This window comes from Alcanivorax sp. (assembly GCF_002733835.1).
Classification (GTDB): Bacteria; Pseudomonadota; Gammaproteobacteria; order Pseudomonadales; family Alcanivoracaceae; genus Alcanivorax.
This window is the reverse complement of sequence record NZ_NVWY01000025.1, coordinates 1-18301: the sequence shown is the minus strand read 5'-3', so window position 1 is coordinate 18301 and position 18301 is coordinate 1. Positions and strand designations below refer to the sequence as shown.

The window sequence follows — 18301 nt, the reverse complement described above, 5'->3', positions numbered from 1 at the left end:
CCAATGTGCGTCGGCACATGGCACTGGGAGGAGTTTCCCCCAGTGCCTATGCTGCGACCGTTTAATCATTAGGTGTCTACTAAATCGGGGGCACTCCAAAATGGAGAGGGGTGGCCGGAAAAGTTCCCTGGATTTTCCTTTCCAACTTTTCACTTTGAACTTTCAACTGATCTTTCGCGGGCAAGACGATCACAGTGTGGCACCATCCCAGCCCGCGTTGCCGCTTGAAGCTTGTCGCTCGCCGCTTTTAACTGCCGATCTTTCTCAGCTGATAGACGTTGTGGGTAATGGCAACCACTTCGCCATTGGCATCCTTGATTTCCACATCCCATTCGAAATCACATTTTCCTGTTTCTTCGGTGGTGCTCTCGATGCGGGAGATTTCCTCTTCGCTGAGGGTGACTTCCACGGTGACGTCGGTGGTGGCCGGGCGGCGGAAGCGAATCGACATATCCTTGACGATGGGATAGAAGCGTTTGGTGTCGAATGAAGTCAGGTAGATGGTGCCACCAGGCAGCTCGGCAATGGTGTAGAGCGCACCAGCGTACATGATGCCAACGTGGTTAAGATTGGGCTTGAGTGGCATCAGCATCTTGCAGTAGCCGCGCTCCACTTCCAGTGTCTGCACTTCGCAGCGTTCCACAAACGGAAAGGTCTTGTCGCTGGCTGTTTTGATAATGGTTTTCTGTTCTTCGCTCAGGGCCATGCTGTTATCTCCTCAGTTGCCGGTGATGCTAGCAAAGCCGCTGAGGATGCCCACAAACCGTTTTGTTCAGCACGTTGATGAAAATGGTCAGGGGTAAGGCAAAATCAGTTTTGCAGGAGCGCGTCCGTCTTGGCAGCGCAGATAAAATCGTTGCGGTGCAGCCCCTGAATCTTGTGGGTCCACCAGGTGACGGTGACCTTGCCGTATTCGGTAAGAATGGCGGGGTGGTGGCCTTCCTGTTCCGCCAGATCGCCGACCCGATGGGTGAAATCCAGTGCCTGGACGAAGTTCTTGAAGCTGAAGTGCCGTTGCAGTTTCTCGACGCCGTCTTCTTCCACCAGCATCCAGTCGGGTACTTGCGGATGGAGTTCTTTGCGGTCCTGGTCACTGACCAGGGGAGAATCGGCGCGGCAGGCCTCGCATTGTTGTGTGTTGAGGGTGCTCATGGCAATCAATCCAATCTGGCTAGTGGATGACAGACTCGCTTGTTCTGATTGTCAGTGATCCGCCAGCCATTATCAATTCAGCCCTGTGCGGGTTCGCACAAACGCACCGGGTCACCGTTGGTGCCGCCGGGGGCCATCTTTTTCAGAATGCGCCGCAGCTTTTCCATGTCGGTGTCGTCACGCACCCGGCCGGGAATTTCCATCCCGTCGGCCAGATTAAGCAGCACGGCCTTCATTTTTTCCGGCATCAACACCGGCTGGCGATGTTGCAGTACGTAGATCAGGTCGCCACGCTTGAACAGCATAAAGCCGTAGTAGTAGGTGCCGCTTTCCACCTCATCATCCTTCACCTTGGCCGCATCGACATTGATGCCGATGATGGCGAACAGCGCCTTCGGGTCTGCATCGTCCAGGAATTCCCGGTAGGAGGCTTCGGCGCTGGTGACCATGGGGGCTTTGGCGACCACTTCACGCAGGTAGCTGTTAAGGCTGAGATTGAGCAGCGTCAGGTCTGATGCGAAGCGCGGGGCTTCGATCATCGGGTGGTTTTCCACGTTCAGGTAGTCCACCCGAAACAGGCGGCCGCTGCCGTCCCAGAAGGTGGTGGAGCCCCCGCTACGGTCACAGCGTTCATCCAGCACCACTTCGCCACGGAAAGTGTTGATGCCAAGATCAAGGATGTAGGCGCCGGCCGGTGAAAAGTAGTAATCGCCCTGGCGTTCCCCTTGCAGGCCCTGACAGGCAACAAGGAGCAAACTCAAGGACAGCGCGGCAGTTTTGATTATTTTCATTATTCGCCCCGGATATAAAAAAGCACACCGATCATAGCATACCCGTTGCATAGTGCAGCGATTAACCTTTTGTTAGGGAACCTCTGAATAACCCCTTGCATGCTCAGCGTGGCCTGAAGCGTGCAGCTGTTGTGTCTTGTCTCGATGGCCAGGGTGGTTCCCTTTCCGAGAGGCAAGGCGCAGCAGATGTGCGCTTCAGGCCGCGCCCTTCGGGTCTTCCAGGCTGGCCCGCACTCGTTGTTGCCCTTTTTCGATGGATGGACATACACCTTCAAAAGCGCGCCTAGATTGCGAACCAGCCTGAAAGACTGAGTACGCAAGGGGTTATTCAGAGGTTCCTTAGAGGATCGGCGCGTTTTCCACCGTGATGATCACTTTCCGGGGGCTGGCCTTGCGGCTTCGGTTGTAGTGCCAGGTGGCCTTGTGGGGCTTGTCGAAGACGCGGGCAGAAAGCTCGGAGAGTGGGGCTTCACAGGCATCAATCCGCTTGGCGGCGGCGTTGAACGCGGCCAGCAACTGGGGGTTGAGCGGGGCCTGCTGGCGGCTCACGGCGGCGCTGCATTGGCTGCCTTCGTCCACACTCAGGTAGTTCACCGCCGGGGAAATCAGCACAAACTGCCTGAGTTGGCGCTGGCTGGCGTCCACCACCTCAATGCACTGATGTACCCAGTAGTAGTAGCAATCCTGGGCGCGGGCGGCGGCGCAAGACAGCATGATCAGGCAAAGAATCAGGCCACGTATCATGAGGGGAGTCCTTCTCCTTCGCGCTGCTGGCGGGCGGGTTCCCACTGCAAAAGCACGTTTTCGGTGATCAGGTGGTCCGGAATCCGGTGGCGGATTTTGGCGTGCAGGTCCGGCAGTTCACTCCAGTGCAGGCCGGGCAGCATGTGATGGGCCGTGTGGTAGCCCAGGTTCCAGGAGGGCAGGTTGTAGCGTTTCAGTTCCACATTGCGCGAAGCGTGGAAATGGTCGTCGTAGCCGGTGCCGGCGTGTTGCCCGTAGGTATTGTCCAGCAACATGAACAGCATGCTGATCATGGGAATCAAGAAGACGATAAAGGCGTTGCGCGGGTCCAGCATGAAGGCGGCGGCCAGCGGGATATTGGCGAGCACCAGCAGACGCAGGAAGCGACGGTACAGTGCCGGATGCTGGCGACCGATGCGGTGGATTTCCGGGTAGATGCGCAGGGTGTTGACCAGCACATAGCGCCAGCGTGGCATCAGGTTGCCGTCCGCCTGCTGCCAGGGGGACGGGTCGTTGTCCGGGTCCAGATAGAGCTGGTGGTGGCCGATGTTGTGGTGCAGCGTCCAGCTCAGCGGGCTGGTGCCGGTCTGCAGGTACATGACCATTTCGAACAGCCGGTTTAGCGGGCGCTTCACGAAGGTGTTTACGTGGTGGTGGTTGTGGCAGATGGCGCCACAGGAGACCTGCACCGGCAACAGGGCAAGCATGCCCAGCCAGGTGGCCAGCCCCTCGCTGAAGAAAAACAGGCCAAGCTGGATGCTGAATACCGCTAACACCAGAGCAACGGCGAGCCGGTCTGCTCTATAGCGTACTACCATGAGAATCACCCTGGGCCCGGCGGCGTCTTTGAGAGGTAGTACATCCGTACTACTCTGAAAAGGCGGTTTGGCGGACCTTACTACGAATAATGAATGAGTGTAGTCAGGGGAGATTGTGTGATGAAGACCACAAAAACCATCGCGCTGGGCGCGATGGTCAATATGCTTACATAAGTGGTAGTCAATTGCTTACATAGCCGGGGTTCTGTGCAGGTTAGACGCGGCCCAGCAGGTCCCGGGCGATGGCGATAATCTGCATTTCATCCGTACCGGCATAAATCTGCAGAATTTTGGCATCGCGCATCAGCTGTTCCACGCGGGATTCGCGCATGTAGCCGTAGCCGCCGTGGATCTGCACCGCTTCGGTGGCCACTTCCATGGCCGCCTGGGCGGCGTAGAGTTTCATGGCAGAGGCCTCCGCCAGTGTCATCTGCTCGCCTTCGGCGGTCATCTCGATGTAGCGAAACACCATGTTCTGCAGGTTGGTGCGGGCTACTTCCATCTTGGCCAGTTTCAGCTGAATCAGCTGGTTCTGGCCAATGGCGCGGCCGAACTGCACCCGGTCGCTGGCGTATTGGGTGCTCAGCTGCAGGGCGCGTTCCACCATACCCAGGGCCATGGCCGCTACCCCGGCCCGCTCCTGCATGAAGGTGCCTTTGGCGCCGCTGCGGCCGTAGCCGTCTTCGCTGCCGCCCAGCAGGCGTTCCGGGCCGGCTTTCACGTCGGAGAGGAACAGTTCGCCGGTGGGGGAAGAGCCAATGCCCATTTTCTTGAAGGGTTTGGATTGCTCCAGGCCTTCCATGCCGCTGTCGAGAATAAAGGAGACAATTTTGCGCTGGTCCGCGGGCACCCCTTCTTCGTCCAGTTTACAGATCAGGATGATGGTGTCGGCGTAGGGGCCGTTAGTGATCCAGGTCTTGCTGCCGTTGATGATGTAGCCGCCGTTGCCGTCGCGCTTGGCCAGGGTCTTCATCTGGCCGAAGGCGTCGGAACCGGCATTGGGTTCGGAAATGGCCCAGGCGCCCACTTTTTCCAGGGTCAGCAGGGGCAGGGCCCAGCGTTCTTTCTGCTCGGTGGTGCCCTTGCTCATGATGGCCCCACCACCCAGCCCCATGGAGACGCCCATGGCGGTGACCAGGCCCTGAGCGTGTTTGCACAGTTCAATAATCGGGATCATGCGCATGGCGGCTTCTTCGCCGGCCATGGCTGAGGGGCCGTCCTTCTTCTTTTTCTCGTCGACGGCGTCGCCGGCGGCGAGGGCTTTCTCGCGGGCAATCTGCTTGTCGAATGATTGCTTGGCCATGACATCCATGCCGAAGGTTTTGATCAGCTTGCGCAGGATGTCATAGGGAGGAACGCCGTTATATTCGATATCGTCCAGCTGCGGCACGACTTCCTTTTCCACAAAGTCGCGCACCATTTTCTGGATCATTTGCTGTTGTTCGGACCACTGGATCATCGGGCTGTCCTGTTGGGTGAGAATTCAATCAACAGTAGCAAGCCCGATGGTGACGGCGCATTGATCAAAAAGAACGGAATGATTGACGCTGGGTGTCAGGGCGCCTGCTGGGCGGTGATGCAGGGTTGCGGGTCAAAACGCACGTGCATGGTCAGCGCATTGGCGCCTTCGCTGCTGGCGGCGGCCTCAATATCCTGGGGGCGTAGCCGAGGGTGAGTGCCGGCGAAAAATTTCTGTGCCGCCCTGGCATTGAGGGTGCGGTCGCGGGCTGCCTGGTAGGTGATGCCCTCTCCGCCCAGCAGGTGACGGATGTATTCGGCGCAGGCCACATCTTCGTCGCCAGTGGGGTGGGAGGCGACCAGCACCACGGTGGGCGGGTTCTGTTTGCGCAAATAGTTGGCGGTGGCCTCCGCATTGACCAGCCCGGCCACCAGCACCTCACGGCTGTCGCGGGCACGCAGGGTGGCGGCGACGCCGTTGGTGGTGCGCAGAATCAGTTCTTTGTCCTGCAGCTCGGCCTGATCGATTTCCCAGGGGGAATTGCCAAAATCAAAACCGGGAATCGGCAAGGCGTCTACCTCGCCGGCCAGCAGTGCTTCAGGCAGGTGTTCGTCGCGCAGGGCAAAAGCCTGCTCGGCACTGGCCACCGGCCAGATGCAGCGCAGGCCTTTGCGAAAGGCATGGTGGCTGGTGGTGAAAGCGCGGATTACGTCGATCACCACGGTAATGCCATGAATGTTGTGTGGCGGGTTGTGCCCCTGGGCAATGTGTATGTCCATGGTCTTCCTTGCCGGGGGGCGGTGCGGAGCCTGACACGGTGAACGGATCAGAACAGCAGGCCGATGCCCCAGGTTGCGTTGTCGAAAATTTCGTCTTCGTCGTCCAGGTATTGCTCAACGGCAATGGTGAACGTGAGGCGGTCACCCAGGGTCAGGCGGTCTTTGGGGGTGCGCTTGCCGGTGAAGAAATCGATCACTGAACGGTAGTTGAAGTCGGAGCGGTAACGCAGCAGGTCGCCTTCACTGCCGTACCCATACTGGATCTGGATAATGCGGCCAAAGCCCACACCGGCATAGCCATTGGTGACCCGCTCGCCGTCTGCTGCGGAAAGATCGTCGTCGCCGGAATCGCGGCGAATCGGCGAGTCACCGAACTTCTTGGTGCCCACGCCGGCATTCAGCGCCACGCTGGTGTAATTGGCATCCACAAAAAAACCGGTGCCGATATTTTCCGTCGGATCGACCCGGCCAACGGACACCACGGTGCCGCGCATCAGGGTGACGCCGCTATAACGGTCTTCGGCCTGAACACTGGAGCAGCCCAGTATCAGCAAGGTCAGTGCGATTATTATTCTTGTCATGTGATTCCCTCCGTGAACAAGCCGTTATTATGCCTAAAGGTGGCTATGGGGCCTAGCCGCCTGCTGAAAAACTCCTTGCATGCTCAGTCTTGCCGGCTGGTTCCGGATAACGATTGCGCGTTTAGTCGCGACGGTGGCCCAGTGTACGAGCCAGGGTCCACACGCGCACATCGGCCGCGCCGTGGTCAAGAAGGCATTGCGCGGCCGCCCGGGCGCTGCTGCCGGTGGTCATTACGTCATCGACCAGAATAAGGCGCAATCCGCTCACTGGGCGCTGACACTCAAAGGCCTTGCGCAGGTTGCGTTGCCTTTGCCGGCGGGTAAGCCCTTGCTGGCTGGGAGTGGCCCGCTGGCGCACCAGGGCCGGCAGTACAGGGCGTTGCCAATATCGTCCCAGCAGGTGGGCAAGGTGGGCGCCCTGGTCGAAGCCGCGGCGCCACCGCCGTCGCCAGTGGACAGGCAGTGGGCACAGGGCATCGGTATCCACCCATGGCAGGGGAGTTTCTGCCAATAGCGGGCTGATGGCTCGCTCCACCGTCAGGTCGGCCCGGTGCTTGTAGCGTGTAATGAGGGCATCTACCGGGAAATTATATTGCAGGGGTGCCTGGCTGGCGGAAAAGGGCGGCGGCTGGCGAACACAGCGCCCACACAAGGGCGCCACAGGGTCTGCAAGGGTGGTGGAATCGTCGCCGTGGGGAAGCCCGCAGCGACAGATGGGCTCTGTAACCCGGGGCAGCAGAGGCAGGCAGTCAGCGCACAAGCCACCGCTGTCTGATTGGCCGCAGAGAGTGCAGGGTGAGGGGTTGATGTGATCAAAAAGTATACTGCAGTAAACTTTTGTTGCGGCTTTCAGGTTGACAGGTGCCATGGGGCTCCTTAGCCTGCTGACGTTACTTGAGGAGAATGAAGCATGCCCGCCATCGCCAGCACCGCCCAATCGCCATCCACGGATATGGCTGTACGCCATGACTGGAAACGCAGTGAGATCGACGCCCTGTTTGCCTTGCCGTTCAACGATTTGATCTTCCAGGCGGCGGCGCTGCACCGGGCCCATTTCGATCCCAATGCGGTGCAGGTGAGCACCCTGCTGTCGATCAAGACCGGCGCCTGCCCGGAAGACTGCAAATACTGCTCCCAGTCCGGTCACTACAACACCGAGCTGGAAAAAGAGAAATTGCTGGAAGTGTCCCGTGTGGTGGAAGAGGCCAAGGCTGCCCGGCAGAACGGGGCGTCCCGGTTTTGCATGGGCGCCGCCTGGCGCAGCCCCCGCGACAAGGACATGCCCTATGTGCTGGACATGATCCGTCAGGTCAAAGACCTGGGCATGGAGACCTGCATGACTCTGGGTATGCTCAATGAAGGCCAGGCGGGGGCGCTGGCCGAGGCGGGTCTGGATTACTACAACCACAATCTGGACACCTCGCCGGAATACTACGGCCAGGTGATCACCACTCGCACCTACAATGATCGCCTGTCCACCCTGGCCAATGTGCGCGACGCGGGCATGAAGGTGTGCTGCGGCGGTATCGTCGGCATGGGCGAGGAGCGCAATGATCGGGTGGGCCTGCTGCAGCAGTTGGCTAACCTGCCGCACCACCCGGAATCCGTCCCCATCAACATGCTGGTAAAGATTGAAGGCACGCCGCTGGCGGATGTGGACGATCTGGACCCCTTCGAATTTGTGCGCACCGTGGCGGTGGCCCGGATCCTGATGCCGCAATCCTATGTGCGGCTGTCTGCGGGTCGTCAGGAAATGAACGACGAAGCCCAGGCCCTGTGTTTCATGGCCGGTGCCAACTCCATTTTCTATGGCGAACGGCTGCTGACCACCGATAACCCGGAAGCCAACCACGACCAGCGCCTGTTCAAGCGTCTGGGGATTCACCCGCTGGATCCGCGTCACGAAGCGTCCGACGAAGCCCATGAAGAAGCCATCCAGGCACAGGTGTCCGAGCAACAAGCGGAGGAAGCCGGGCTTTTCTATAACGCCCTGGACAGCAAGCGGGCCGCCAAGCACGTGCTGGACAAGGACACCGGTCGGCCCACCGCCACCGAGCACTGAGGCTCGCCTGTGGGCTTTGATCTGGCCGCCGACCTGGCGGCCCGCCGGGAGCAGCACCGCTATCGCCAGCCACAAATCATGGACGGCCCCTGTGGCCGGCATGCGCTTGTGGGCGGCCAGCAGTACCTGAATTTCTGCAGTAACGATTACCTTGGCCTGGCCAACGATGCGGATGTTATCGAGGCGTTCCGGCAGGGGGCACGGGACTGGGGCGTAGGCAGCGGTGCGTCGCATCTGGTTTGCGGTCATCAGCGTCCCCATCAGGATCTGGAAGAGGCGCTGGCCGAGCACACTGGCCGTGAACGCGCGCTGCTGTTTTCCACCGGTTACATGGCCAATCTGGGCGTCATGTCCGCCTTGCTGGGCAAGCGCGATGCCGTATTCGAAGATCGCCTCAATCATGCTTCGCTACTGGACGGCGGCTTGCTCAGCGGGGCCCGCTTCCGGCGCTTTGCCCACAATGATGCCAATGCCTTGAGCCGTCAGCTGCAGCGTAGCGATGCCCGTCGCAAACTGGTGGTGGCCGATGGCATCTTCAGCATGGATGGTGATGAAGCGCCGCTGGCGGCCTACGCCGATGCCTGCGAAGCTCACGATGCCTGGCTGATGGTGGACGATGCCCACGGCCTTGGCGTGCTCGACCCGCAGGGACGCGGGTCCTTGTTTGCCCAGGGGGTTAACCCGCGTACCCAGATCCTAATGGGTACGCTTGGCAAGGGGCTGGGTACTGGCGGCGCTTTTGTGGCTGGCAGCCATGATTTGATCGAAACCCTGATACAGTTTGCCCGCACGTTTATCTATACCTCCGCCATGCCGGCCGCGGTGGCGGCGGCCACACGGGTCAGTCTCCACAAATCCCGTGAGGAAAACTGGCGCAGGGAGAAGCTGGCAGAACTGATTGCCCGTTTTCGACACGGTGCCAGTGAGCTGGGCTACACCCTGATGCCGTCGCGCACACCGATCCAGCCACTACTGATCGGCAGTGATGCCGAGGCCATGGCGCTCAGTGGTGCGCTCCAGGAAAAGGGGCTGTTGATCACGGCCATTCGTCCGCCCACGGTGCCGGAAGGCGAAGCGCGCTTGCGGGTGACACTGTCGGCCGCCCATGAGCTTAAGGATGTGGATGCACTGCTGCTGGCGCTGGATCAGGTCGGACGCCGAAAGCCGGACGTCTGACGCCCCAAAAGGCCTGCCTGTTTTGTTTCTGTCGTCAGGCTACCGACGTCAGACCTATGACCAAAGGAATTTCCATGCCCAAACTGATTCCCTTTCACAATACCTACAAAGCCACGGGTGTGAATGATGACGAGGCGCAGGACATCGTTCTGATTCATGGCTGGGGGCTGCATGCCATTGTCTTTGACGACATTGTGCCGGCCTTGCTGGAACGGTTCCGGGTCACCGTGGTGGACCTGCCCGGTATGGGGCAGAGCCCCATGCCCAACGGGGACTACACCCTGGATTTTCTCGCCGATGAAGTGCTGGCGATCATGCCGGAGCGGGCCCATGTGCTGGGCTGGTCGCTGGGCGGGCTGGTGGCGTTGGCCATGGCCGACAAAGCCGCGCAAAGGGTGCAGTCGGTAGTCACGGTGGCTACCTCGCCGCGGTTTACGACCGGTGAGGGCTGGGATACGGCCATGCGGCCAGACATTCTTGGCAAGTTTGCGGAAATGTTCGACGAAGATAATGAAGGCACGTTGGTGCGTTTTCTCGCATTAAATTGCAAGGGCAGTGCGGCCATGCGCGAGGATACGGCGCGGCTTAAGGAAATCCTTTATTTCTGTGGATTGCCCGCGCCGAAAGCCTTGCGCAGCGGTCTCGACATTCTGCGCGAGGCAGACATGCGAACCGTGTTGCCGGAACTGGCCATGCCGGTGCTGATGCTCTTTGGCGAGAATGATCATATCGTCCCGGCGGCGGCCATGGCCGCCAGTGAACCACTGATTCACAGCGGCCGCACTGCCTTGATTGAGCAGGTGGCTCATGTGCCTTTCCTGTCGGCACCGGAGACGTTTACCCAGGCGGTTTATGATTTCTGGCGGGAATATGGTCTGACGTCGGATGTCTGACGTCGGACGCAAAGAAATCTTGTTTTGACGGTTTGTTTTTTGTCGTTAGACGTCCGACCTCAGACGTCAGACATTTTTCAAGGAGCGCGAGCATTCAAGCGACAGCAGACAAGCAGCAGGTTGGCCAGCACTTCAGTCGTGCTGCACGCAGCTATGACGAGCATGCCATTTTGCAGCTGGCAGTGGGGCGTTCGCTGGTGCAGCGGTTGCCGCAACAGTTGCCGGTGAATGCGGCGCTGGACCTGGGATGCGCCACGGCACCTTTTGCGCGGGCCCAGCAGCAGGTGTTGCCTGAGGCTCATTGGCAGGCGGTGGACTTGTCGCGTGCCATGCTGCACGAAGCTGCAGAACGTGGGCGGTTTAATGAGCGCTATCAGCCTCTCTGTGCGGATGCGGAACAGTTGCCAGTAAGCGATACCTCCCAGGGGTTGGTATTCAGTTGCTTTGCCCTGCAATGGTGTGATCCCCATGCGGTCCTGAAAGAGGTTAGCCGGGTGTTGTCCCCTGGCGGACGCTTGTTGCTGGCGGTACCGTTGGCAGGTTCCCTGCAGGAATTGCAGCAGAGCTGGCAGGCGGTTAATCGCCGCCCCCACGTGAATGCCTTGCCGGGTTTTGACGACTGGCAGAGCGCCGCCCTGCTGGCGGGCTTTGTCGATGCTGAGTTGCAGCAACAGGTGATGGTGGAATATTACGATTCGGTCAAGGCCATCGCTCGCCGCCTGAAGGCCACCGGCGCGGATCATGTCAGCGGCGCCTCCGGTCTTACCGGCAAAAATGCCTGGCAGGCCATGGTGAAAGAATACGAAACCCGGCGAACAGAACAGGGTTTGCCGCTAACCTGGAATGTGTTGTTTCTGGAAGCGGAAAAAACACAGTAACGAGTCGCTAGGAGCGAGTTGCGAAAGGCAAAACCGTTTTATTCTTTTCGAAACTCGAAACTCGAAACTCGAAACTCGAAACTCGAAACTCGGCGTAATCCAGATCAAGCCCCTGAAACCAGAAGACGAAAACAGATATGTCCGATCAAAAACCACCGCTCCCCGCCCTCAAGGGTATCTTCTTTGTCACCGGTACCGACACCGAAGTCGGCAAGACCTGGGTAAGCTGTCGCTTGTTGGAACGGGCCCGGGAAGCCGGGTTGAGTTGCTATGGACTCAAGCCGGTTGCGGCGGGCTGTGATGAAACCCCTGACGGTTGGCGCAATGAAGACGCCTTGCAGTTGATGGCGGCCAGCTCGGTGAAGCTGCCCTATGAAACCGTGAACCCGGTGCCCTTCAAGGCGCCGGTCGCACCGCATATCGCGGCGCAGCAGGAGGGTAAAACGATCAACCTTTCCCGGCTTGCGGGATATGTGCGTGGTGCCTTGAGTGCCCACCCGGCGGATCTGATATTGATTGAAGGGGCTGGTGGTTGGCGCGTGCCGCTGAATGATCGGGAAATGTTGTCCGGGCTGGCAAAGGAGCTGGACGTGCCGGTAATCCAGGTTGTTGGCATGAAGCTGGGGTGTATCAATCACGCCTTGCTGACCGCAGAGGCCATTGAAAAGGATGGCCTGCGGTACGCCGGCACCATGGCCAATTGTTTTGGTGAGATGGCGGTGCAGGAAGAAAATTTGCTCACCCTGCGCCAGCATTTGCCGGGGGCGTTTGCGCTGGTCTGACCGGCACTATCACCGAAATTTCCTGACTTTTTCTCTGTTTTGTCATCTTTAACTGGGCGGTTACAGGGGGCTACATAGCACTACAGTGCGACTACCCAAGGCCCACTGTTTCCGTGCAATTTCCTGCCTAATCTTGACGTGCTGTTGCCGTAGGGCGATGGCCTTTATGGTTAGGGGGAATCTTCATGGATCGCAAACGACGTACCCTGGTGCAGGCGCTGGGCGCGAGTGGCGCGCTGTCACTGGCGGGTTGTGGTGGGGGTGGCAGCTCTTCAGCTGCGCCGCCGGCCAATACGCCTACACCCAGTCAGCCGGACGAACCGGATACGCCGGACGCCTTGCCTGGCGTTTCGTTTCTGCACGGTGTGGCATCCGGGGATCCACTGTCTGACCGGGTCATTCTCTGGACCCGCGTCACTGTGGATCGGGATAGCGGTGAGGATGTGGCCGTCACTGTTACGGTGGCCCGCGACCTGGCCATGCAGCAGACTGTGTCCAGCTATACCGCCACCGCCAGTGCGTCCAGCGACTACTGCGTGAAGCTGGATGCCACCGGTCTGCAACCGGACAGCTGGTATTACTATCAGTTTTCGGTGGGTGACCAGCGCTCGCCGGTGGGCCGGACACGCACCTTCCCCGCATCGGAAACGTTTATCGACCGGGCCCGTTTTGCGGTGGTTTCCTGCTCCAACTATCCCTACGGATTTTTCTCCGTCTACCGGGCCGTGGCCAATCATGCGGATCTGGATTTTGTCTTGCACCTTGGTGATTACCTGTACGAGTACGGGGCCGGCGAGTACGGTGATTTCCCCGAGCGCGATCCGCAGCCTCCCCATGAAATGATCACCCTGGCGGATTATCGCCAACGCCATGCGCAGTATAAAACCGACGAAGATCTGCAAGCGGTGCATCAGCAATTCCCGATGATTGCGGTCTGGGATGACCACGAATCCACCGACAACAGCTATCGCGACGGGGCGGGTAATCATGACCCGCTGACCGAAGGGGATTGGACTGCCCGCAAACAGATTTCCCAGCAGGCCTATTTCGAATGGTTGCCGATCCGGCCCCGTGAGCCGGGTAATCACAGCGTGATCTACCGCAACTTTGCCTTCGGTGACCTGATTGATCTGACCATGCTGGATACCCGGCTGGAAGGTCGCGATGAGCAGTTGACCATACCCGCCGATCCGGGCCGTAACGACGAAGATCGACACCTGATCAGCGAGCAGCAGATGGATTTTCTGCTCAACAGTTTGAGTGAATCGAACAGCCAGTGGCGTTTCATTGGTCAGCAGGTGATGTTTGCACAACTCAATATTGCCGAGATTCCTTCGCTGAGCGAACGCCATGCGCAACTGCGCGGCAATCTGTCTGCCATCAACATGGATCAGTGGGATGGCTACGCGGCGGATCGGCTGAAAATCCTGAATCACATCGACGATAACGATATCGACAATGTGGTGATTCTCACCGGTGATATCCACACCTCCTGGGCCAGCGAAATTTACCGCAATCCGGGCACCCTGTTGGGTGATCTTTTTGATAAAGCGTTAGCAGCGGAGTTTGTCACCCCGGCGGTGACCAGCCCCGGTTTTCCGGAAGGCGTGGCAGAGCTTGCCGGCGTGGTGATTCCCGTGGCCAATCCGCATATCCGTTATGTGGAAGCCAAATCCCGCGGCTTCATTCTGGTGGATGTCACCCGCCAGCGTGCCCAGGGTGAGTTCTATTACGCGCAAAGCATTGAGTCCTACGATTTGCGTGGACAGATCAATACCGCAAAAACCAAGGTGGTGACGGTAAAAAGTGGCGACAGTCGCATTATCGAAGACCAGCCATTGTCCCGACCGCGCACGCTGCGCACCGCATTTTCCCATCCCCCCGTGCTGAATACTGAAGAGGTGATCTCATGAACGCTTACTGGAAACTGTTACCCCTGGTGGCGGCGATTACCCTGACGGCCTGTGGTGGCGGAAGCTCCTCCGGTGGTGGCGTGAATGCCGGTGCCGATGGCGGCAATGTGGAAACGCCCAATGGCCCTGGTGATGGTGGTGAAGGGGAAGGAGACGGAGAGCCGGATGAGGGCGGCGGCGGTGAAACCGGCGTTAACCCGCCAGCGGCGGTACGCTTTATTGTGATCGGCGATTCCGGTAGCGGCTCTGCCGGTCAATATGCCGTGGGGCAGGCGATAGCCGATGTCTGTGATGGCAAGGATGAATTTGTCGGTGACATGGCCTTTGCAGGGTGCGATCTGGTGGTCGGGCTGGGCGACAACATTTATGAGTCCGGGGTCACCAGCGTGGATGATCCCCAGTTCGCGGAAAAATTCGAAAAACCGTTTGAGCCGGTACAGCTGCCGTTCTACATGGTGCTGGGTAACCACGACAATACCGGTTACGTGGGCGGCGACGGGGCGGGCAATGCCCGTGGCGAATTCCAGGTGGATTATTCCTATTTCGATGGCCGCCTGTCTGACCGCTGGAATATGCCGGATCGTTATTTCAAACACAGTGCGGGTAATACCTCTCAGGGGGAGCGCCCTCTGGTGGATTTCTTTGCGCTGGATTCCAACCCCATTGCGGGTGGCTTTGCCGACCCGGATATTGCCTACGCGTATCACACCTATGGTGTGGATCAGCGTAACTGGGCTGTGAATGCCATTGCCGGTTCCAATGCAGTATTCCGCATTGGCATGGCGCACCATCCGTATTTATCCAATGGCAGCCACGGTAACGCGGGCAACTACGATGGCGTACCCAGTGAACTGTTACCGGTGCTGGCCGGCGAGCGCTGGAAGGCGTTCATGGAAGAAGCGGTCTGCGACCAGACCGATTTTTTCTTCGCTGGTCATGATCACGATTTGCAGGTACTCAATGCCGTGCCGTCCTGTGGGCGCACGGAATTTGTGGTGAGCGGTGCCGCCGGCAAGACTCGCTCCATTGATGACCCGGAACGTAATGTCGCCCGTTTTCAGCAGGGCGATACCTATGGCTTTTTCTGGATGAAAGCGGTAGAAGCGAATGCCGAAACTATGGCCCCGGCCCAACTTTGCATCGAAGCCTATACGGTGGACCCGGAAGCGGAAGGCCTGGGTGTGATCAGTGGTGGTGAGCTGACGCCGGCCTACACCCATTGTTATGAGAAGCAGCCCATGGTGCTGCTCAGCGGCAACAATGATTTCTCCGGCCAGCCGCTGGGCGATGGTGCCCTGCCGTTGCCGCAGCCGGATGGTTTCGATGCGGACTTCACCGGCCCGTTGAAAGAACTGCGCGAGACATTGGTGTCCGGCTTTACCGAAGTAGGCGCCAACCTGCCGGAAGAGCAGCGTCAGGTGTTCGACCAGATCATTGCCGGTACCGACATCCTGTTCAATGCCATGGATGCGGCAACCGCGGCGATCCTGGAAGGCGACAGCAGTGAAATGACGCAATCGGTGCAGGCGGTGCTGGCAGCTTCCGAGCAGTTGCAGGCCATCGATACCAGTGGCCTGCCGGCCCCTTTTGATCAGCTTGGCAGCGCCTTTGATGCTCTGGCCGCCGGCGTCGGTACGGGTAGCGGCGATGTGGGCGTGGGCGGTGACGGCAGTACCGTGGATGATGTTGCCTTTATTGCTGCGCCGCTGGTGTCTTTGTCGCGCAACCTGAACAATATTCTTGATGGTGTTGAAGAGCAGGTGCCTGGGGAAGTGCCGGTGTTCGCCGGGCTCACGTCTGTGCTTTCAACCGTATCGTTGGGCCTTGCCAATACCCTGGAGCAGCTGGTGATGCTGGATACCAGTGCCACCGGTGAGCAACTGCTCGGCACGGTGCAGGGCACGCTGGAAAATCTGGTGAATGATGTGTTGTGGCTTAACCAGATCCCCGGTGCAGAGGATTACACCACCTTGCCTGGCGATGCACTGTCATCGGTGTTGTTAACGGTGGTCCGTGAGGTGACAGAGCAACTGGATGAGCGTTTGCTGAACCCGCTGGCGCCACTGCTGGATTTGTTGTCGCCGATCACCGGGTTGTTGGCTGGATTGCTGGACGGCCTGTAGCCGGCAGCAGAAATGGGATTCCCATAACAACAAAGGCAGATCCATTTTTCACAATCACGCAGTCCGGAAACGGGCTGCGTTTTTTTTTGGGGGTTTCAGGTGAGTGTCTCGTTCACGGCGTCACCCGCAGGCCCATTTCGAACCGTTTCTTTCCAAGGAACCGCTGAATAAAAAAGATTACGCCAGCTTTTCGCCTGCGCGGCGGGGGGCGGTGGAATGCATGCCGACAGGCGCCCCCAATGACGACAGCGTGTCCATCACCTGATCTACGGTAATGCGCTGCAGGCAGGGGTAGCTGTCCCGGGCACAGCTGCTACGCTCGCATTCTGCTGCGCAGGGTTGCCACCGTAATACGCGGGCGCGGGGTGAGAGTGGGTGCCAGAGGTCATCATTGGTGGGGCCGAACAGGCCTACGGTAGGAATGCCGCAGGCCGCTGCCAAATGCATGGGGCCGCTGTCGTTACCCACATAGGCTCGGCTGTTTTGCAGCAGTGCAATCAACTCCGCCAGGTTCAGTTGATCACACAGATCCAGCACCGGTTTGCAAAGAAAGGATTGTACGCGGGCTATTTGTACTCGGTCCTTGTGTCCGGCGCCGATTAATATGGGGGTGAGCCCGGCGCGGCGTGCATGCTGACACAGCGACGCGAATTGTTCCGCATGCCACATCTTGTAGGTCTTGGTGGCACCCACATGCAGAATCAGGCAAGTTTCATCGGCGTGCATTTGCTGCAAGGCACGGATGCGCGCGTTGCTGTCGGGGCATTCGGCTAGCGGCAGGTAATGTGCCGGCGCGGGTGCTGCGGGTTGGCTCAGGCTGGCGTAGCTGTGCCAGCGGTGGCCTTGCCAGTCCGGTTCCAGCGATTTGTTATAGAACCAGTGGCCATGGCGGCGCGGCGGGCCGATGCGTGTTGCTGCACCGGACAGTCGGCTCAGCGTGGCAGATTTCTGTTCGCCTTCAATGTCCACACAGATGTCTGCACGAAAGCGTCGCATGGCGCGCACAAAACCCAGGTAATGCCTTATACGCTGCCATAAAGGCCGGGTCGAAGAGAGTGCCTGTTCCGGGTAGAAAAGGAACCGTTTTTCGCCGGGCAAACTTTGCGCCACCAATGCCTGGTAACGCGCATCTGTCACCAACAAAGCATCAGGATGCGCCGATAGCATGGTGCGTAAATGCGGCAGGGCAATCAGCAGGTTGCCCATATGGCTGCACGGAAAAAGTATTAACAGGCGAGGCATGAAGGCGAACACAGTTATCAGCGAAAACTGTTTTCAGACTAGGCGGTAAGGGTGACGGTTATATGACGAGTTGCGAGTTGCGAGTTGCGAGTTGCGAGTTGCGAGTTGCGAGTTGCGAGTTGCGAGTTGCGAGTTGCGAGTTGCGAGTTGCGAGACAAAGATTGTAGGCGCGATTTTACATCGCGCAATATAAAAAGATAACGCGCGAAATAAATTTCACGCCTACGACAGCTTATTTCACATTTTTATCGGACACGTGACCTGACTCGCTAACTTTACTCTCGTAACTAGAAACTCTGGTTTTTAATCTGAAAGCTGACGGCTGATAGCTGACAGCTCTCTTTCCCCTAGCAACTCGCTAACTCCCTTTCCTAAAACCTATAACTCACACTGGCATTATACGAGCGGCCTTGTCCTGCAAGTTGCTCAAAGCCATTACTCATATCTTGCTTATAATTAGCAATACTTACACCGCCAAGTGGCTGTTGGTAGTATTCATCAAGTAAGTTGGTAATTGCTAACTTAAAGGTTAAATTTTGCCACGTTTTCTGACTTGAGATAGCCAATAGCTGATAGCTGTCGGTTTGGTTTTCTAAACGACGCTCATCAACATTAGTTTTACTATCAACCCACTGCCAGCTCAGTGCGTTTTGCCAGCCTTTGTATTCGTGCTCTAGGCTCAGCTCAGTGTGCAGTGGCATAATTTGATATAAGTCTTCATTGCTATCATCACGTTCGCCATGAGTACTGGTTAGTGAGCCTTTTAGCTGCCACTTTCCTGCTTGCTTTGTGTTGTAAAGTTCAATCAGGCCCGCCAGTTTTGCACCGTAAAGTGTCGCATCTAGGTTCGTGAAAGTAAGAATATTACGCTTAGTATGCGCCATGTCGGTGCGATTAAAGCTCTTAGT

General features: G+C 58.3%; 18 protein-coding genes. 7 read left to right on the top strand and 11 right to left on the bottom strand.

What is annotated here, in order from left to right:
• Positions 1–247: 247 nt before the first annotated feature.
• The 9 genes from COA55_RS10850 to COA55_RS10810 all read right to left on the bottom strand — a co-directional run bounded on the left by COA55_RS10850 (position 248) and on the right by COA55_RS10810 (position 6985).
• Positions 248–706, bottom strand: a complete 459-nt coding sequence (locus tag COA55_RS10850) for a YiiD C-terminal domain-containing protein (protein ID WP_063519330.1) — start codon at positions 704–706, stop codon at positions 248–250.
• A gap of 104 nt (positions 707–810) precedes the next feature.
• Positions 811–1152 (bottom strand): 4a-hydroxytetrahydrobiopterin dehydratase, encoded by a 342-nt coding sequence (locus COA55_RS10845; RefSeq protein WP_063519331.1) that lies wholly within the window; start codon positions 1150–1152, stop codon positions 811–813.
• Between the two features lie 77 nt (positions 1153–1229).
• A complete protein-coding gene (locus COA55_RS10840; RefSeq protein WP_290502163.1) occupies positions 1230–1943 on the bottom strand; it encodes a hypothetical protein in 714 nt (237 codons plus the stop codon).
• 339 nt (positions 1944–2282) lie between these two features.
• A complete protein-coding gene (locus COA55_RS10835) occupies positions 2283–2687 on the bottom strand; it encodes a hypothetical protein (protein ID WP_290502161.1) in 405 nt (134 codons plus the stop codon).
• On the bottom strand, positions 2684–3505 hold the full coding sequence (locus tag COA55_RS10830; protein ID WP_063520515.1) for a fatty acid desaturase: 822 nt from the start codon (positions 3503–3505) through the stop codon (positions 2684–2686). The genes COA55_RS10835 and COA55_RS10830 overlap by 4 nt, the downstream gene beginning before the upstream one ends.
• Before the next feature lie 214 nt (positions 3506–3719).
• Positions 3720–4964, bottom strand: coding sequence for an acyl-CoA dehydrogenase family protein (locus COA55_RS10825; protein ID WP_063538378.1), 1245 nt, complete (start codon positions 4962–4964; stop codon positions 3720–3722).
• Positions 4965–5059: 95 nt separating this feature from the next.
• Entirely contained in the window at positions 5060–5743 is a 684-nt protein-coding gene (locus tag COA55_RS10820) for a 2-phosphosulfolactate phosphatase (RefSeq protein WP_063520456.1), read from the bottom strand.
• A gap of 47 nt (positions 5744–5790) precedes the next feature.
• Positions 5791–6324 (bottom strand): hypothetical protein, encoded by a 534-nt coding sequence (locus tag COA55_RS10815; protein ID WP_290502159.1) that lies wholly within the window; start codon positions 6322–6324, stop codon positions 5791–5793.
• A 121-nt stretch (positions 6325–6445) separates the two neighbouring features.
• Positions 6446–6985, bottom strand: coding sequence for a ComF family protein (locus COA55_RS10810; protein WP_231880650.1), 540 nt, complete (start codon positions 6983–6985; stop codon positions 6446–6448).
• A gap of 249 nt (positions 6986–7234) precedes the next feature.
• On the opposite strand from COA55_RS10810, the gene bioB reads away from it, so the two are divergent.
• The 7 genes from bioB to COA55_RS10775 all read left to right on the top strand — a co-directional run bounded on the left by bioB (position 7235) and on the right by COA55_RS10775 (position 16151).
• The gene (gene bioB, locus COA55_RS10805; RefSeq protein ID WP_063520453.1) at positions 7235–8386 is read left to right on the top strand and encodes a biotin synthase BioB; all 1152 of its coding nucleotides are present in this window, start codon (positions 7235–7237) and stop codon (positions 8384–8386) included.
• Positions 8387–8395: 9 nt separating this feature from the next.
• On the top strand, positions 8396–9562 hold the full coding sequence (gene bioF, locus COA55_RS10800) for an 8-amino-7-oxononanoate synthase (protein WP_290502156.1): 1167 nt from the start codon (positions 8396–8398) through the stop codon (positions 9560–9562).
• A 74-nt stretch (positions 9563–9636) separates the two neighbouring features.
• Positions 9637–10455: a pimeloyl-ACP methyl ester esterase BioH gene (gene bioH / locus COA55_RS10795; protein ID WP_290502154.1), complete on the top strand. Its 819-nt coding sequence runs from the start codon at positions 9637–9639 to the stop codon at positions 10453–10455.
• Between the two features lie 92 nt (positions 10456–10547).
• A complete protein-coding gene (gene bioC, locus COA55_RS10790; protein WP_290502165.1) occupies positions 10548–11333 on the top strand; it encodes a malonyl-ACP O-methyltransferase BioC in 786 nt (261 codons plus the stop codon).
• A gap of 137 nt (positions 11334–11470) precedes the next feature.
• A complete protein-coding gene (gene bioD, locus COA55_RS10785; RefSeq protein ID WP_290502152.1) occupies positions 11471–12115 on the top strand; it encodes a dethiobiotin synthase in 645 nt (214 codons plus the stop codon).
• A 185-nt stretch (positions 12116–12300) separates the two neighbouring features.
• Positions 12301–14028 (top strand): alkaline phosphatase D family protein, encoded by a 1728-nt coding sequence (locus COA55_RS10780; protein WP_290502151.1) that lies wholly within the window; start codon positions 12301–12303, stop codon positions 14026–14028.
• Complete coding sequence (locus COA55_RS10775) at positions 14025–16151, top strand: metallophosphoesterase (protein ID WP_290502149.1); 2127 nt, start codon at positions 14025–14027, stop codon at positions 16149–16151. The genes COA55_RS10780 and COA55_RS10775 overlap by 4 nt, the downstream gene beginning before the upstream one ends.
• A 177-nt stretch (positions 16152–16328) precedes the next feature.
• Here COA55_RS10775 and COA55_RS10770 read toward each other — a convergent pair whose 3' ends face one another.
• Together COA55_RS10770 and COA55_RS10765 are read right to left on the bottom strand one after the other, a co-directional pair.
• Positions 16329–17357 carry a glycosyltransferase family 9 protein gene (locus COA55_RS10770; protein ID WP_290502147.1) on the bottom strand — a complete coding sequence of 343 codons (1029 nt, stop codon included), beginning with the start codon at positions 17355–17357 and terminating at the stop codon, positions 16329–16331.
• A gap of 407 nt (positions 17358–17764) precedes the next feature.
• Positions 17765–18301 (bottom strand): hypothetical protein (locus COA55_RS10765; protein ID WP_290502145.1); only part of this gene is annotated, 537 nt, incomplete at its 5' end.

Coding starts and splice junctions, on each gene's coding strand:
- COA55_RS10775 (WP_290502149.1), top strand. CDS start 14,025: ATGAACGCTTACTGGAAACTGTTACCCCTGGTGGCGGCGATTACCCTG.
- COA55_RS10820 (WP_063520456.1), bottom strand. CDS start 5,743: ATGGACATACACATTGCCCAGGGGCACAACCCGCCACACAACATTCAT.
- bioD (WP_290502152.1), top strand. CDS start 11,471: ATGTCCGATCAAAAACCACCGCTCCCCGCCCTCAAGGGTATCTTCTTT.
- COA55_RS10830 (WP_063520515.1), bottom strand. CDS start 3,505: ATGGTAGTACGCTATAGAGCAGACCGGCTCGCCGTTGCTCTGGTGTTA.
- COA55_RS10825 (WP_063538378.1), bottom strand. CDS start 4,964: ATGATCCAGTGGTCCGAACAACAGCAAATGATCCAGAAAATGGTGCGC.
- COA55_RS10780 (WP_290502151.1), top strand. CDS start 12,301: ATGGATCGCAAACGACGTACCCTGGTGCAGGCGCTGGGCGCGAGTGGC.
- COA55_RS10815 (WP_290502159.1), bottom strand. CDS start 6,324: ATGACAAGAATAATAATCGCACTGACCTTGCTGATACTGGGCTGCTCC.
- COA55_RS10835 (WP_290502161.1), bottom strand. CDS start 2,687: ATGATACGTGGCCTGATTCTTTGCCTGATCATGCTGTCTTGCGCCGCC.
- COA55_RS10850 (WP_063519330.1), bottom strand. CDS start 706: ATGGCCCTGAGCGAAGAACAGAAAACCATTATCAAAACAGCCAGCGAC.
- COA55_RS10840 (WP_290502163.1), bottom strand. CDS start 1,943: ATGAAAATAATCAAAACTGCCGCGCTGTCCTTGAGTTTGCTCCTTGTT.
- bioH (WP_290502154.1), top strand. CDS start 9,637: ATGCCCAAACTGATTCCCTTTCACAATACCTACAAAGCCACGGGTGTG.
- COA55_RS10845 (WP_063519331.1), bottom strand. CDS start 1,152: ATGAGCACCCTCAACACACAACAATGCGAGGCCTGCCGCGCCGATTCT.
- COA55_RS10770 (WP_290502147.1), bottom strand. CDS start 17,357: ATGGGCAACCTGCTGATTGCCCTGCCGCATTTACGCACCATGCTATCG.
- bioB (WP_063520453.1), top strand. CDS start 7,235: ATGCCCGCCATCGCCAGCACCGCCCAATCGCCATCCACGGATATGGCT.